Origin of the sequence: Oceanicaulis sp. (assembly GCF_051859625.1) — a bacterium.
GTDB lineage: Bacteria > Pseudomonadota > Alphaproteobacteria > Caulobacterales > Maricaulaceae > Oceanicaulis.
Genome location: NZ_JBHYFH010000001.1, coordinates 1,998,204 through 2,011,107, shown reverse-complemented (window position 1 = coordinate 2,011,107; position 12,904 = coordinate 1,998,204). Strand labels below are relative to the sequence as shown.

13 protein-coding genes and 1 tRNA gene are annotated in these 12,904 nt (G+C 61.5%); 8 read left to right on the top strand and 6 right to left on the bottom strand.

Features of this window, described 5'->3' with window-relative positions:
* The 3 genes from ACTIGF_RS09490 to ACTIGF_RS09480 form a co-directional block, all read right to left on the bottom strand.
* On the bottom strand, positions 1-615 hold a 615-nt coding region (locus tag ACTIGF_RS09490; protein ID WP_439636627.1), incomplete at its 3' end, for an efflux RND transporter permease subunit.
* The gene (locus ACTIGF_RS09485) at positions 602-2,329 is read right to left on the bottom strand and encodes an efflux RND transporter periplasmic adaptor subunit (RefSeq protein ID WP_439636626.1); all 1,728 of its coding nucleotides are present in this window, start codon (positions 2,327-2,329) and stop codon (positions 602-604) included. The genes ACTIGF_RS09485 and ACTIGF_RS09490, both read right to left, overlap by 14 nt.
* Before the next feature lie 4 nt (positions 2,330-2,333).
* Positions 2,334-3,524: a TolC family protein gene (locus ACTIGF_RS09480; RefSeq protein WP_439636625.1), complete on the bottom strand. Its 1,191-nt coding sequence runs from the start codon at positions 3,522-3,524 to the stop codon at positions 2,334-2,336.
* Between the two features lie 152 nt (positions 3,525-3,676).
* Between ACTIGF_RS09480 and ACTIGF_RS09475 the strand changes: the two genes are divergently transcribed.
* Genes ACTIGF_RS09475 through ACTIGF_RS09465 form a run of 3 tightly spaced genes read left to right on the top strand, consistent with a single transcriptional unit; the run spans position 3,677 to position 4,994 of the window.
* Positions 3,677-3,988: a hypothetical protein gene (locus tag ACTIGF_RS09475; protein ID WP_439636624.1), complete on the top strand. Its 312-nt coding sequence runs from the start codon at positions 3,677-3,679 to the stop codon at positions 3,986-3,988.
* The gene (locus ACTIGF_RS09470) at positions 3,985-4,425 is read left to right on the top strand and encodes a Spy/CpxP family protein refolding chaperone (RefSeq protein ID WP_439636623.1); all 441 of its coding nucleotides are present in this window, start codon (positions 3,985-3,987) and stop codon (positions 4,423-4,425) included. The genes ACTIGF_RS09475 and ACTIGF_RS09470 overlap by 4 nt, the downstream gene beginning before the upstream one ends.
* The gene (locus tag ACTIGF_RS09465) at positions 4,425-4,994 is read left to right on the top strand and encodes an RNA polymerase sigma factor (RefSeq protein ID WP_439636622.1); all 570 of its coding nucleotides are present in this window, start codon (positions 4,425-4,427) and stop codon (positions 4,992-4,994) included. Before ACTIGF_RS09470 ends, ACTIGF_RS09465 begins: the two co-directional genes overlap by 1 nt.
* 207 nt (positions 4,995-5,201) lie before the next feature.
* On the opposite strand, the gene ACTIGF_RS09460 is transcribed toward ACTIGF_RS09465, so the two are convergent.
* Entirely contained in the window at positions 5,202-6,329 is a 1,128-nt protein-coding gene (locus ACTIGF_RS09460) for a tyrosine-type recombinase/integrase (RefSeq protein ID WP_439636621.1), read from the bottom strand.
* A gap of 136 nt (positions 6,330-6,465) precedes the next feature.
* Here ACTIGF_RS09460 and ACTIGF_RS09455 point away from each other — a divergent pair, with 136 nt between their 5' ends.
* From ACTIGF_RS09455 to ACTIGF_RS09435, 5 genes are all read left to right on the top strand, one after another.
* Positions 6,466-7,398 (top strand): hypothetical protein, encoded by a 933-nt coding sequence (locus tag ACTIGF_RS09455; RefSeq protein WP_439636620.1) that lies wholly within the window; start codon positions 6,466-6,468, stop codon positions 7,396-7,398.
* 222 nt (positions 7,399-7,620) lie between these two features.
* Positions 7,621-7,869 (top strand): hypothetical protein, encoded by a 249-nt coding sequence (locus ACTIGF_RS09450; protein WP_439636619.1) that lies wholly within the window; start codon positions 7,621-7,623, stop codon positions 7,867-7,869.
* Positions 7,866-8,873, top strand: a complete 1,008-nt coding sequence (locus ACTIGF_RS09445; RefSeq protein WP_420331962.1) for a hypothetical protein — start codon at positions 7,866-7,868, stop codon at positions 8,871-8,873. The genes ACTIGF_RS09450 and ACTIGF_RS09445 overlap by 4 nt, the downstream gene beginning before the upstream one ends.
* A 679-nt stretch (positions 8,874-9,552) precedes the next feature.
* The gene (locus ACTIGF_RS09440) at positions 9,553-10,017 is read left to right on the top strand and encodes a hypothetical protein (protein WP_439636618.1); all 465 of its coding nucleotides are present in this window, start codon (positions 9,553-9,555) and stop codon (positions 10,015-10,017) included.
* A 439-nt stretch (positions 10,018-10,456) separates the two neighbouring features.
* Complete coding sequence (locus ACTIGF_RS09435) at positions 10,457-10,597, top strand: hypothetical protein (protein WP_273146872.1); 141 nt, start codon at positions 10,457-10,459, stop codon at positions 10,595-10,597.
* 230 nt (positions 10,598-10,827) lie between these two features.
* On the opposite strand, the gene ACTIGF_RS09430 is transcribed toward ACTIGF_RS09435, so the two are convergent.
* Positions 10,828-10,904: transfer RNA gene (locus ACTIGF_RS09430), tRNA-Arg, on the bottom strand.
* Positions 10,905-11,075: 171 nt separating this feature from the next.
* Entirely contained in the window at positions 11,076-12,770 is a 1,695-nt protein-coding gene (locus tag ACTIGF_RS09425; protein WP_439636617.1) for a methyl-accepting chemotaxis protein, read from the bottom strand.
* Positions 12,771-12,904: the final 134 nt, after the last annotated feature.

The following is a 12,904-nucleotide window of genomic DNA, read 5'->3' as shown; positions in this document are numbered from 1 at the left end:
AAGGAGCACCTGAAACTCGCGCTGAAAGCCCCCGACCGAGGCGACCTCCGCCACGCCGTCCACGGCGGCGAGTTCAAAGCGCAGGAACCAGTCCTGAAGGGCGCGCAAATCGGCGAGGTCGCGCTGGCCCGTGCGGTCCACCAGGGCGTACTGATAGACCCAGCCGACACCTGTGGCGTCGGGACCGAGCTCCGGCGTCGCGCCGGCGGGCAGTTCGGCCTGCATGCGCGAGAGCGCCTCGAGCACGCGGGAGCGCGCCCAATACTGATCCACCCCGTCCTCGAACACCACGTAGATGAAGGAGGAACCGAACATGGAGACGCCGCGCACGTCCTCTGTCCGCGGCAAGCCCAGCAGCGCGCTCGCCATCGGATAGGTGACGAGGTCTTCGACCAGCTGAGGGCTCTGGCCGGGAAACTCGGTGCGTACGATGACCTGGGTGTCGGTCATGTCCGGCACCGCATCGAGCGGCGTCGACTGGACCGCGCGAACCCCGCCGACCAGCAACACTACCGCGCCGATCAAGACCAGGAGCTTGTTCTGGATCGACCAGGAAATGAGGCCGGCGACCCAGCCCTTGGACGGGTCGCGAAGCCCGGAGTCAGTGGTTTGCATGACCACCCCCGGCGCGCATGGCGTCTTCGCTCATCTCTTCGGCTTGTTCACGCTCCGGCGCGGCTTCCGGCCACGACACCCGTCTTGCGTCTTCATCGCCGTAGGGGTTGAACGGCCGGGCGCTCCCGGCCTCAAGCCAGGCGCGCCCGTCAGCTTCATAAATCGACAGGCCGAGCGCTTCATAGCGTTGCGGCCGGCTCATCAGCCAGGGACGGATGGTCTCCACCAGAGCGTCCAGACCGCCTTGAAGTTCGAACGCGGTCTCCGCCTCGGTCAGATCCTGCAGAGTCGTAACCGACTCTTCCATGATCGATCCCAAACGCCCCGGATAGCGACCTGCGATCATCTCCGCTGCGTCGATCGCAGGCTGGAAGAAGGACGGCTGGACCTCGTAGCCGTCGCGCAGCGCCTCGTGGACGTAGAGCGCCGCGTCAACGACATGATCCACCATGGCGAACTCGGCCTCGGACAGTTCAAGGGCGCTCATGGGCGTGTCTGCGCCTTGCATGCGCGCAAAGCTCTCCCGCAGTCGGCTTTCACTGTCGATGAGGAACTGGCCGGAGGCGACGACCGTCTCGCCCTCCGACAGACCGCGGCTCACCTCGGTGAAGCCATTTTCGCTGAGCCCGGTTTCGATCGCACGTGGCTCGAAACGGCCGCCGCCACGCGCGACGACGACGCGCGCGCCATCCTCGCTGTAGAGCACCGCTTCGCTGGGAACGGCGAGCCGGCGCTCGCTGTCGCCCGCAAACGTGAGGCTGGCGAACGCGCCGGGGCGCAGCGCGCCGGACGGGTTCGGCACGACCACGCGAACACGACCTGTCCGGGTGCGCGCATCAAAGGTCGGATATATGTAGTCGACTGCGCCGCTGACCGCCGCGCCGCCGCGAGCCAGCCGCACATCGGCGCCCTGCCCCTCGGCCAGGTGCACCAGGTCGCTCTGCGGCGCCTCGGCGATCACCCAGACCGTCGAATAGTCCTGCAGCGTCAGAACGTCCGCGCCGACCGGCAGGTAATCGCCTTCCGCGACGTTCATCTCGGAAACGACACCATGGCGTTCGGCGAAGACTGGGACGATGCGCAGGGGCTCGCCGCGCTCGCGCATCCGGGCGATGGCGATCGGCCCCATGCCCAGCGCCTCAAGCCGGCGCAGCGACGCCTCGGCGCGCCGCGCATTGGAGGCGCGCGCCGAGAAGTAATCCATCTGCGCGGCCACAAGCTCGGGGCTGTAGAACTCGAACAGCAGATCGCCGGTGCTCACCTCGTCGCCGACGGCGCGCACGTAAAGCCGTTCGATCCAGCCCGGCGTGCGGGTGGAGACAGCCGACTGAAGCCGCTCATTGGCTGCGATCTGGGCGAACGCTTCGATACGGCCCCCGAACTCAGTGCGCTCGACCTCGGCGATCCGCACGCCCACAGTCTGGAGCATGGCGGGTGAGATGGTCACAGCCGGACGCGCGCCGGCCAAAATCCCACTTTCGGCGTCCGCTCCGCCACTCTCCATCGGCACCAGATCCATACCGCAGATCGGACAGCTCCCCGGGTCGTTCGAGATGTAATGGGGGTGCATCGGACAGGTGTAGCGCTGCTCGCCATCCTCAGACGATCCGGCCTCAGGCGATTGCGCGTGAGCGGCCGTCGCGGCGCCGAAGAACGGGGCCGGCGCGGTGAGAACGGCGATCGCCGCCGAAAGCATGAGCAGTGTGCGTTTCATCGGATCAATCCAGCGTAAGGGCGTGCATACGGGCGGCCGCGCGGTCGGCCTCCAGATCCAGCTGAAGCAAGCGAATCTCAACCTCGAGCGCAGTTGTGCGCGGTTCGAGAACCGGGCGCAGATCCCCATAGCCGGCCTCGTACTCGCGTTGTGCGGCGGCGGCGAGCGCCTGAAGGGCTTCGATGCGCCCTTCCAGTGCGCTGCGCGAGCGGCGGGCCGCGGCGTAGGCCGCCGTCGCCGCCCGAAATTCGTCAAGCGCGCTACGCCGGGCGTCGGCGGTTCTCAGTGCAGCCGCATCGGCATCACGCCGCGCCGCCTCCAGCGCAGGCTGCTGGTTCCACCGCGACCAGAGCGGAACCGAAACCCCAACCCGCGCCGACACCCAATCGTCCCCGTCGAACATCGCCCCCGACTCCCGCTGGAAATAGCTGACCGACACCTCGTAGCCGAGATCGAAATCGCGTTCGCGGATCTCGACGCCCGCCTCGGCCGCGCGCGCCTGAGCCTCGGCGAACGCGACCTCATGGAATCGGAGCTGCCCTTCGCTCATCGGCGGCTCGATGGTTTCAAGGTTTGGCGGTCTATCGACAGCGCCCACAAGGCTTTCCAGACGGCTGCGCGCCTGGGCCGCCATCCGGGCGGCGTCGGCGGCGGTCGTATCGGCGGCGGCGCGGTCGGCGTCGATATCGGCCAATGCAACAAACCGGCTTTCGCCCGCCGCCGCCGCGCTTTCCAGCACTTCGGCCAGATCGTCGTAGACCGCGAGCTGACGGGCGACGAGCTGTTCGATATCCTCAGCTGCGTCGATCTCCCGCAGCGACACACGAAGTGCGGCTTCAAGCTGGTCGCGGCGCATGCGCATCATCGTTAATGCGACGTGCGCGCGCGCCTCTTCGGCGGCCGAGCGGGCCTCACGCAGTCCACGGCTCGGCAGGGCCTGAGTCACCGTGACCGATTTCGAACTCGGCAGGTATTCGTCGAACTGAAGCGGGTCGTTCACGGGTACGTTGTTGACCCCGAGCGCGACGCTGGGGTTCGGCAGACCAAGCCGGCTGCGACCGTCAAGACGGCGAGCCTCAGCCTCGACCGAAAGAGCGGCGAGCGCTGGATGCTCGTCGAGGCGCGCGCTCAACGCCGCGATGTCAGGCGCGGGCGTCGCGGAAAGGGTGGCTGCCACGGTTGCGAGGATCAGCATGAGTAGTCATCCTGTGTGTTTCACTCTCCCCTACGCGCCGGGAGGCGGCGTCCCTCACTCGGCGTGCGGAATAAGCAGCTGGCCGATATAGATGTGAGGGACGACGCGCCGGCGTGCGTATCGTAGGCATGGACATGCACGGGAGCCGCGCGATGACGGATATCGACTGCGTACTCAAGAAGATCGCTGAAGAACCGGTTGAGGCCGACCTCATAACGATGGAGGCCGAGGTCTGGGAGCGCATCGAGAAGGAGCGGTTCTACGCCGAAACAGGGCTGACAGGGTTCTCGGGACCGGTCCGGATTCTGACCAGTCCCGCCGCGGCGATCCTTTCGGCCCTCCTTATTGGCGCGATGATCGGCGCCACTAGCCTTCAGGGTGCAGGCCCGGCCAGCCCCATGAGCGCCTTCTCAGCCTCGACGCCGTACGCACCCTCGACACTGCTTGGAGGCGCGCCGCGATGAGCAAGCTCGGCTTCTACCAGGCGCTCTGCGTAGTCCTCGCACTGGCCGCCGGCGCGCTCGGCGCTTGGTGCGTGACCCATTATTTTGCGCCAGCTGACACAGGTCCCTCTCTTCACCAGATGGTCCATAACGAGCTTGACCTTTCGGCCGACCAGGCCGACGCCATCGCCGGCATCGAGGCGCGCTACCAAACACGGCGCCGCGCCCTCGAAAGCGAAATGCAGGCGGCCAACACCCGCCTCGCCTCGGCGATCGACTCGGACAAGGCCTATACCGAAGAGGTCCAGGCCGCTATCGAGGACTTTCACGGCACCATGGGACGGCTCCAGCGTGAGACCATCGTCTTTGTTCTGGAAATGCGAGAAGTGCTGACCCCCGAGCAACAGGCGCGCTTCGACGCGACCGTCACGGCGACCCTGACCCAGACCGGGCAGTGATGCGCGACGCCGATGCATCGGACGGCGACCTGGCGGCCAGGGCGCTCGCCGGGGAGGACCGGGCGTTCACCCTGCTCATGCGCCGGACCAAGGAGCCGCTATACCGGTTTGCTCGCCGCCATATCGGCGATGAGGACCTCGCCTACGATATGGTCCAGCAGGCGTTCGTTGCGGCCTGGCGGTCTCTACGCAAATACGATCCCGCCTATCCCTTCGAGACTTGGATGCGCACCATCGTGCGCAACAAGTGCCGCGACGAACAGCGAAAGGCGCGCGTGCGCCGCTGGATCAGCCTCAGTCCGGTGTCCAGTTCCGGCGCAGAATGGGACGCGCCGCAAGACACCGCCGACCCGGAACGCGTAACGGTCGACCGAGACCAGCTCAAGCGGGCGAAGACGGCGATCAGTGCTCTACCAGATGGGTTAAAGACCCCGCTCATCCTCACCGCCTTCGAGGGGCTCACTATGGCCGAAGCCGCCAAAGAACTCGGCCTTACGGAGAAGGCGGTGGAGAACAGGCTATACCGGGCGAGAAAGAGATTAACCGCAGCGCTGATCCGCAGAAATTGATTAGCCCTTGTGAGGTTCGGGGTCGCATTCAACGGCCGCTGAAGAGACCCTCGCGTCCTCGCTAGCAAATTTCGTTGCACGCCGCAGCTCTTTTCTGACACTCCGCGCAGCCGGACTATAAACAATCGCAAAAGAAAGCCGGCTCAAAGAGCCCGGTCCTTCGGGTGTAAGCCACCCCTGAAATCGATTTGAACCATATGGGGTCGATCAGCCTCCAAGGAGCTTCGCCGAAATCGCATCAACCGCTGCGGCGTCGGCCTCCGGGTCGCGGAAGAGATAGCCGTAGATGTCGAACGTGACCTGAATCGAGCTGTGGCCCATTAACTCCTGGATGCGCTTGGGTCCCATGCCCTGCTCGATGAAGAGCGCAGCAGCTGCGTGGCGCAGATCGTGGAACCGAAAAGCTGGCTTCTCGACCTTCTTGCCGGTGTTGCCTACGACCTCGGTCGTCAGGCCGACAGCCTTCATCGCCGGAATGAAGACACGTTGCCTGATGTTTGAACCACTTTCGACATTCCCGTTGCCGTTCGGGAAGACGAGGCCCTTGCCTCCGACCGGGCACTGCAGTCGCCACTTTTTTAGCTCGAGACCGAGGACACCACTGATCGGGATGTCTCGATAGCCGCTAGCCGACTTCGTACCCTTCACTGATCCGTCTGAGCGGCTGGCCTTGCGCACACGGATGATGCGCTCATCAAAACGGACATCATCCCATGTCAGAGCGCGCAGCTCGCCCAAACGCATGCCGGTCAGCATCGCGGCCATCAGAAGGACTTGCCCCCGGTCATCCGTGTTCGCGAGTAAGCCGCTCAACTCATGGCGCTCAGGCATCCGCTTTACATACGGTTCGGCGCGGGGAGCCTTGATCGACTTGTCGGCGATGATGTTGCGGCCCACAAGATTTCGGCGCTGGGCATCCTTGATTACCCGGTTCAGCGTGCCAAGCACGCGTTTGGCCATGGCCGCCGACTGCCCTTCTACAATGTCGTCTAGAAATTCTTGGATCATCGGCTCGGTGAGCTTGGTCAACAGCACGTGGCCGAGGTGCGGTTTTATGTAGAGCCGGACGTGCTGCTCGTACTGGTCCTGCGTGCCCGGTTCGAGCGCGCGGACCGAAGCGCTTCCAAGATGCAAGTCTGCTGCCTCGGTGACGGTACAGGTGGCCTTGTCGTGGACGAACGTGCCCTCGCCAAGCTGGCGGCTAACCTCTTCTAGAAAGGCTTGCGCCTCTTTTTTCCGTCCGAAGTTTTTGTATCGCCATTTGCCCTGAGTGTCCTTGTACTTCGCCGTCCAGCGTTTCGCACCAGCGGGGGTGGTGATCGAATAAATTGCCATCAATCGTTCCTTATTGTCAGTCAGTGTTGATTTCCTATTGACGCAGATAACAATGTGAGGCATACATTCCCGCGCCGCCCATCGGTCAGTCCGGTGGGCACGCGGATACATTCCATTGTCTATGAGAGGCGTCAAGATGACTTTGTTGGACAGAGAGAAATTTTCCGATCCCGACTGGGTGGCAGACCAGTTACGGCTGGACTGGCGTGAGCGTCAATTCTTGACCGATGACGAGGCGACCGGCGCACCGCTGAAGGATGTGGCGACGCGCAAGGGCAAGGCAATCGCTCACGGTGGCGGAACCCTGTCTCGGTTCGCGACCGAGGCGGCGCTCAAGCACCTTCAGAGCGCCGGATGGATCACATGCCAGAAGTCTCGCAAGATCGACCTAGACACCTACACGCCGGTACGCGGTTGGATGCGGCTGTGGGAGCTGGATCAACTGCTCAAGGCCGAGATGGTTATGACGTTGGCGGATTTCGCCGACCTCTCGTTCCTGCGGCTTGCTGATCTGCTTGCGGCCGTGCCTGGACCGCAACATGATGAAAACGGCGATCCGATACCGCTGGCGATCAGCCTCGCAGAGCAATGGGTCGATTATGTGCTCTACTGGTTCGGCCTCGACAGCGGTGATGCCGCTGCGCGACGGGAAGCAAAGCAGGGAATCTCTGCAGCCCCTGCGAGCCAGATTGGTGCTGATCGCTCCCAGGACGCCCGGCTTCTTCTAATCGACCGACGCTGGCTTTTTGCGCGAGTACGTGATCTCCCGGACAGTCTTGGCGAGCCTGAGCTTGGCAAGAACAGCGAAAAGCTACTGCCTGGAGACGGCTGGCTTTTGCTCGCCGACATCCGCTCGCTTCGGTCCGCGAATTTCGACCTCGACTGGCTTCTGCACGCCTACCAGAGACATCGGACGGACGAGGGTACGTTTTTCTACACCTTCACAGACCCGCGCTGGGACGAGGCGCAGACCGCTCGCAAGCATGCGGCGGTCCGCATCGAACTAAACTTAGCCGAGCCACTGCGCCGCTTTATCCACCGCAACAGAAAGGAGGCTGAAGAACAATAAGTTACCTACCGCCTTGGCGCTCTGAAAAGAACTCGCGCAAGGATCAAACCTATCTGAAAACCATTATGAAGGGAGCTTCAAAACTCAAATGCTTAACAAGAAAACCATCGACGGCGAGTACATCGCCGCTCTCCTCAACCTCCCCCCCCACCTGGCCCGCGATCTCCAATTGGCGTCGATCAATCATCAAGCCCTTACCGCTCACGAGGGGGAGGTCACCTGATGATCATGACAATGACTACTGAACTGTCCCAGGCCTTGTGCGGTGGCAGCGACTACCTGTGGGGCGCTAAGGCTATAGCCGAGTATCTCGGCCTGTCTGAGCGTCAGGTCCGCTACGCAGAAGAACGTGGCGAGCTGCCCATCGGGCGCTCTTGCGGGAAGCTGTTTGCTTCGAAGCGCTTGCTCGACGGACACCTCGAAGAACTCGCCTCCGGACTGCAAGGGTACAAGGAAGGAGGTGCGGTATGAGTCTCGACCTGAAAGAGCGGATTCGCACGACCCGTCGCCGCATCCATGAGCAACTACGCCCTAACCAGCCGTTCATTGAAGAGAGGCCGCCGAAAGGGGGCGCTCATGAGCGCTTCATGCGTGACAATGATCAAGTGGTGGTCGCTGGTACGGCGATCAATACGAAGGAACGCGCTCACTGGCTTCTGAAGGCCTTAAAAGTTCCCCTTGGCGAAGATGGGCTGCCGCAGCAGGAAACGGATATGGAGGCGAAGCTGAAGCGTGAACGCGCGAGCAGCTGGATCGACAGGAATGGCGATCTGGTCCATGCGCCGCCACGTGCTCGTGATTGCTTCGGGCTGCCGCGGTTCGCCAAGCGGAAGTGGAAGTGCGACGATTGTAGACATAGGGTCACCTGCCAAGACGTTGTCGATGCTCGGCTAACCTTTGGAGGGCGCCAGCAGTTCGACGAACTGCTGGACGAGAACGGTCGGTTCAATCCTATCAATGCCGGTGCTCTCGGGGCTATTTCCATCCTTCGCGGCTGGGAGCCCCAGCTCGGAGACTGGCGCCTTCGTCGCGACGTTGAAGTCCAAGCGCGGTGGCGGCAAAAGATCGAAGAAGATGCGCTCGAACACAAGCTTGCATCCAGCATTGAGCGGCAGAAGCGTAAGGACCAGTTTCAGGCGCTGGTGGCGCAGTCCCTAGACAAAGCCGCAGCTGAATTTGAATCCAAGGAGATCGAGCAGAAGCTCACCCTCCTTGCGTCGTCTGGCTGGGTTCGCAATGCCTCGACCCGCCGCGCACTGACTGACCAGTTCGACCGGACCTGTGCGGTATGGAAAGCGGAAAAGACTGTTGTGTTGGCTGGAAAGTCACCCGACAAAAGGGGCTTCGTCGCAGAGGTCGCCAAAGCTTACGCCACCATCTCCGGTGATAGCCGAACTATGCAGTCTTGCCGCAGCACCGTGCAAGGAGCCTTGAATGCTCTGAACATACTTCGCGAGGCCGGAGAAGATGTGTAAAAAAGCGGAGGGTGAAATGCCCTCCGCACGCCTCCATGGAGATCAAAAACGGTACCGAAAAAGCTTCTTCTTATATATAGTATTATATTATATATAATAATTACTATAATTATATTTATAATTTATTATATAATAAACGAGGCCAGATTCGGTACCAGCCTTATCCACCCAACACTGACTCTTCTTTACAAGGCGCAATACTAAGCCATCCCTCCGGTCGAGACATATCCGGTCATGGCATTCGGTCAAACCAGAGAAGAAAACACCTCATTCGCATTGCAGCGCTCTTGGCTCTCCTGTTCACCCTCCCGGTCTCCGGCTGCCAGAGCTTCGTTCAGAATATCTATGACAAACAGGAGCGCCATGACCTGCCCGGCATCGAGGCTTTGTGAGCTTGCATCCACGGCCAGGAACGCGAACGCATCGAGCGGAAAAACCTGAAATCAGAGCGTGGCCCCTTAAAATGCCGCCATTCGCCCCTCAGAAGCTCACAGAGACGCGTTCTCCGCCCCGGATAGACATACCTACCCGAAGCAAAGAATTGCTCTCAGCGGCCATCTGAGAGCGAAATTTGGGAATTAGCAAAATATAGATTTCCCAAGAGACATTCACATTACTATGAATACACTTTCCTACGCGACGCAAATTTACGCGTTTCTATTTAAAGCTGAAGGAAAACATGAGCAACTCCAATTTAGATCGCCATCAAGACATCAATGACGTTGATGCGAGCTCTGCGCTCGCCGAATGGCTGAACGAGAACCTGAACGAGCGGTCGGGCCTAGCAAACGACGAGATCGCCACAGAGCTTGGCTATAAACGCGCCAACATCTGCGCAATGTGGAAGACCGGAAAGGCCCCCATCCCGCTTCACGCGCTGAAGCGGATCGCCCAGCTCACGAACACGCCGTTGGAACAGCTCTTTCCGATGTGGGTAGAACAATACGCGCAGGAGAAGCGCATGAAGGCAAAGCCCTACAGGGAGATGCTTTCGCGGATCGTCACGCCCGCCGAGTACAAGCTGGTTGAAGCTGTCCGAGGAGGCGGCCTAACGTGCGAACACCTGACCGACGACGAAAAGCACATCCTGTCGCTGATGCTGATCGGCCCGACAAGGCGGGCGGAGCTGTTCAGGGAGGACTAAAGGGGATTACAAGGCCGGAAGCTGAGGAAAGTTGTATAGAAGTATCGGTTTTTTCTCCGCTTTCGGCACTCCTCGGCAACCAGCAGCATCGCCACTCGCACCCTGCTGATCTTGGGCGCGCATTTTGAAGTCACCAGCTGGTCTGAATAGCAAACCGCGGCATGCACCCTGTGAGCCTCTAGCGAGGGTCAAAGGTGTGTAAGTCTGTTTTCTAGATTGCTGTGATGCGCATTCACGCGTCACAAAGCGCTTTATCGTAACGTCGCGTCGTTATTGTCGCCCACACACTCGGGAATCGCATAGTCCTTTAACTCCGCGCTGAGGCTGACCATTGGCCACGCTGACACATGGCGCGGCAACAAACCGAAATCGACGTGCAAACCAAGATTTCGCGCGATAGGGTCCCTGAAAACACCCAATTCGCGAGTCCGCAGACCACATGACTGATAACCTGGCCAGCCTGATCTATTCCCTGACCCCTGAAGATGGCTCCTCCATCGGCAACGGCGCGATGATTGCGCTGAGATTGCAAGCGCCTTACAGGCTTCCCGAAATTGGAGAGTTCCTGCGAGACTTATAATGGCCTGTCTGCAATTAGCGCTTTTTCGCAGACGAGAGGCGCGCTGAAATAGTTTTGCGCGTAAGCTAATCACACCATTCCATGCAGCATCCGTGCAGCACGGAGCAGCCGTCGACGCGTGTAAGTCGTTGGAATCGTGTGGAACCGTGCAGCACTCTGCAGCAGGTAGCGCTCCACATCCCCAACGGGCATCGCAACGCGATAAGCGTTTGATTTTATTTAGGGAAGAATGGCGCGCCGGGGAAGATTCGAACTCCCGACCCCCAGATTCGTAGTCTGGTGCTCTATCCAGCTGAGCTACCGGCGCCTGTTTCGTCGATGGGGGCGCGATGCGTCCCTGTCAGCGAGGCGCGGAAACTAGCCAAGGGATTTGGGCTTGGCAAGCGTCCGGGCTGCGCTTTTCTCACCTTTACTGCAAACGGGCCGGCTGCAGCCGAGACGCGGGGTCCCTTCACTGCCACCGACCCGCTTAAAAGCCTTACGCTGCGCGAACGGCGGAGAGGAATTCGCGCACCCGGCTGGCCAGCCCGCCCGCTTCCTGGCGGACAGTGGCGGCGGTTTCCTGCACGGTGCCGGCCTGACCGCTGGTCTCGTCCGCAGAACGGCTGACCTGTTCGATATTGGCGGACACGCGCTGGGTTTCAGACGCCGCGCTCTGGGCCGAGCTGGCGATCTCGTTTGACGCTGCGCGCTGCTCGTCGATGGCCGCATTGATGGCCGAGGCCACGTTCAGCATTTCCTCGATCACGCCGCGCACTTCATCCATGGCGCTTTCCACAGCGCCCGTGGCGGACTGGATCTGGGTGATCTGATTGGAGATCTGCCCCGTCGCCCGTCCGGTCTGTTCCGCCAGCGTCTTCACCTCGCTGGCCACGACCGCAAAGCCCTTACCGGCTTCACCGGCGCGCGCGGCCTCGATGGTGGCGTTCAGCGCCAAGAGGTTCGTTTGTTCGGCGATGTCGGAGATCAGCTTGACCACCTGGTCGATTTCATTGGCCGCGCTGGTCAGTTGGGTCATCTCCGAAGAGGCGCGCTCCATCCGGTCCTTGGCCTGGCCCGACACATCGCTTGAGCGTTCGACCTGAGCCGCGATCTCGGAGACCGAGGCGGACAGCTCTTCCGCCGCCGAAGCCACTGTCGCCACAGCTTGGGACGCCACGGCGCCGGCGCCGGAGACTTCGCCTGCGCGGCTGGTGGTGTTGGCGGAGGCGCCGACCAGAACTTCAGCGGTTTCCTGCAGCGCGCTGGCGGACATGGTCACCGCTTCCAGCGTGCGCTCCACAGCGGAGTCAAAGTCAGCGGCGAGGCTTTCGATCTTGCGGGCGCGTTCGGCTTCGGCCTCGGTCGCGCGTTGACGCTCTTCCTGCAACTGGAAGGCTTCCTGGCCGCTATTGCGGAATGTCTCGAGCGATTCAACGATCGAGCCCAGCTCGTCAGAACGCTTCAAATGGGTCACGTCGACGGTGTAATCGCCCGCCGCCAGCTTCTGAGTGGCGCTGGCGATGGATTTCACCGACCGGCTGACAGCGCGGCCAAAGCCGAAAGCGACCCCGGTCAGCCCCAGCGCCACCAGCAAGGTGACCAGGGCGAACATCCATTTGGTCTGCACGGCAGACGCCTTCGCGGCCTCCGCGCCGGCTTCCGCATCGGCGACAGCGCGCTCGCTGATCAAAACGATGTCAGCGTTCATCTGCGCGAAGACTTCGTCAAAGGGCTCGACGAAACCCACAGCGCTGGCGAAATCCATTTCCAGCATGGAGCCCACGACCTCAAGGCCGCCGGCGTACAGCTCCAGCTGTTCATCCAAATTGGCGAACACGGCCTGGCTTTCAGCGTCCGCCTCAGCCGCCATCGCGGCGAAGTTCGTGCGCAGCTCGCCCACGCGGGCGATATAGCCGTCAAAGGCGGTGAACACGTCCACCGATTGCCCTGCGGCGACGGCGGTCAGCGTCTGATAGACGTCGGCGTTCAGGGATTCAGTTTCAGTTCTCAGCGAGTCGAGCGCTATGACGCCCGTCAGTCGTTCAACGGTGGCTTCCTGGCTTTTCGCCACCCCGTTGAGGGCGAACCCGCCCATCAGGGCGATGCCGATCAGCGCCAGAACCGCCAGAGCTGGCGCGACGCCGAACTTGAGCGAAAACGGCCAGTCATTAAATCTCAGACGCTTGAACATGATAGCGCGACCCCTTGAAATCTCAGCGCGAGCATATGGTTATCACCAACCTAAGCCTGATAGTTTAATAGGTTATGGATGCTCGTCGTGGCGTTCGCCGCCCCGTCAGAGACGAGGCGGCGACGCAAATCAGG

Coding starts and splice junctions, on each gene's coding strand:
- ACTIGF_RS09445 (WP_420331962.1), top strand. CDS start 7,866: ATGAGTCTCGACCTGAAAGAGCGGATTCGCACGACCCGTCGCCGCATC.
- ACTIGF_RS09460 (WP_439636621.1), bottom strand. CDS start 6,329: ATGGCAATTTATTCGATCACCACCCCCGCTGGTGCGAAACGCTGGACG.
- ACTIGF_RS09480 (WP_439636625.1), bottom strand. CDS start 3,524: ATGCTGATCCTCGCAACCGTGGCAGCCACCCTTTCCGCGACGCCCGCG.
- ACTIGF_RS09470 (WP_439636623.1), top strand. CDS start 3,985: ATGAGCAAGCTCGGCTTCTACCAGGCGCTCTGCGTAGTCCTCGCACTG.
- ACTIGF_RS09455 (WP_439636620.1), top strand. CDS start 6,466: ATGACTTTGTTGGACAGAGAGAAATTTTCCGATCCCGACTGGGTGGCA.
- ACTIGF_RS09435 (WP_273146872.1), top strand. CDS start 10,457: ATGACTGATAACCTGGCCAGCCTGATCTATTCCCTGACCCCTGAAGAT.
- ACTIGF_RS09485 (WP_439636626.1), bottom strand. CDS start 2,329: ATGAAACGCACACTGCTCATGCTTTCGGCGGCGATCGCCGTTCTCACC.
- ACTIGF_RS09425 (WP_439636617.1), bottom strand. CDS start 12,770: ATGTTCAAGCGTCTGAGATTTAATGACTGGCCGTTTTCGCTCAAGTTC.
- ACTIGF_RS09465 (WP_439636622.1), top strand. CDS start 4,425: ATGCGCGACGCCGATGCATCGGACGGCGACCTGGCGGCCAGGGCGCTC.
- ACTIGF_RS09450 (WP_439636619.1), top strand. CDS start 7,621: ATGATCATGACAATGACTACTGAACTGTCCCAGGCCTTGTGCGGTGGC.
- ACTIGF_RS09440 (WP_439636618.1), top strand. CDS start 9,553: ATGAGCAACTCCAATTTAGATCGCCATCAAGACATCAATGACGTTGAT.
- ACTIGF_RS09475 (WP_439636624.1), top strand. CDS start 3,677: ATGACGGATATCGACTGCGTACTCAAGAAGATCGCTGAAGAACCGGTT.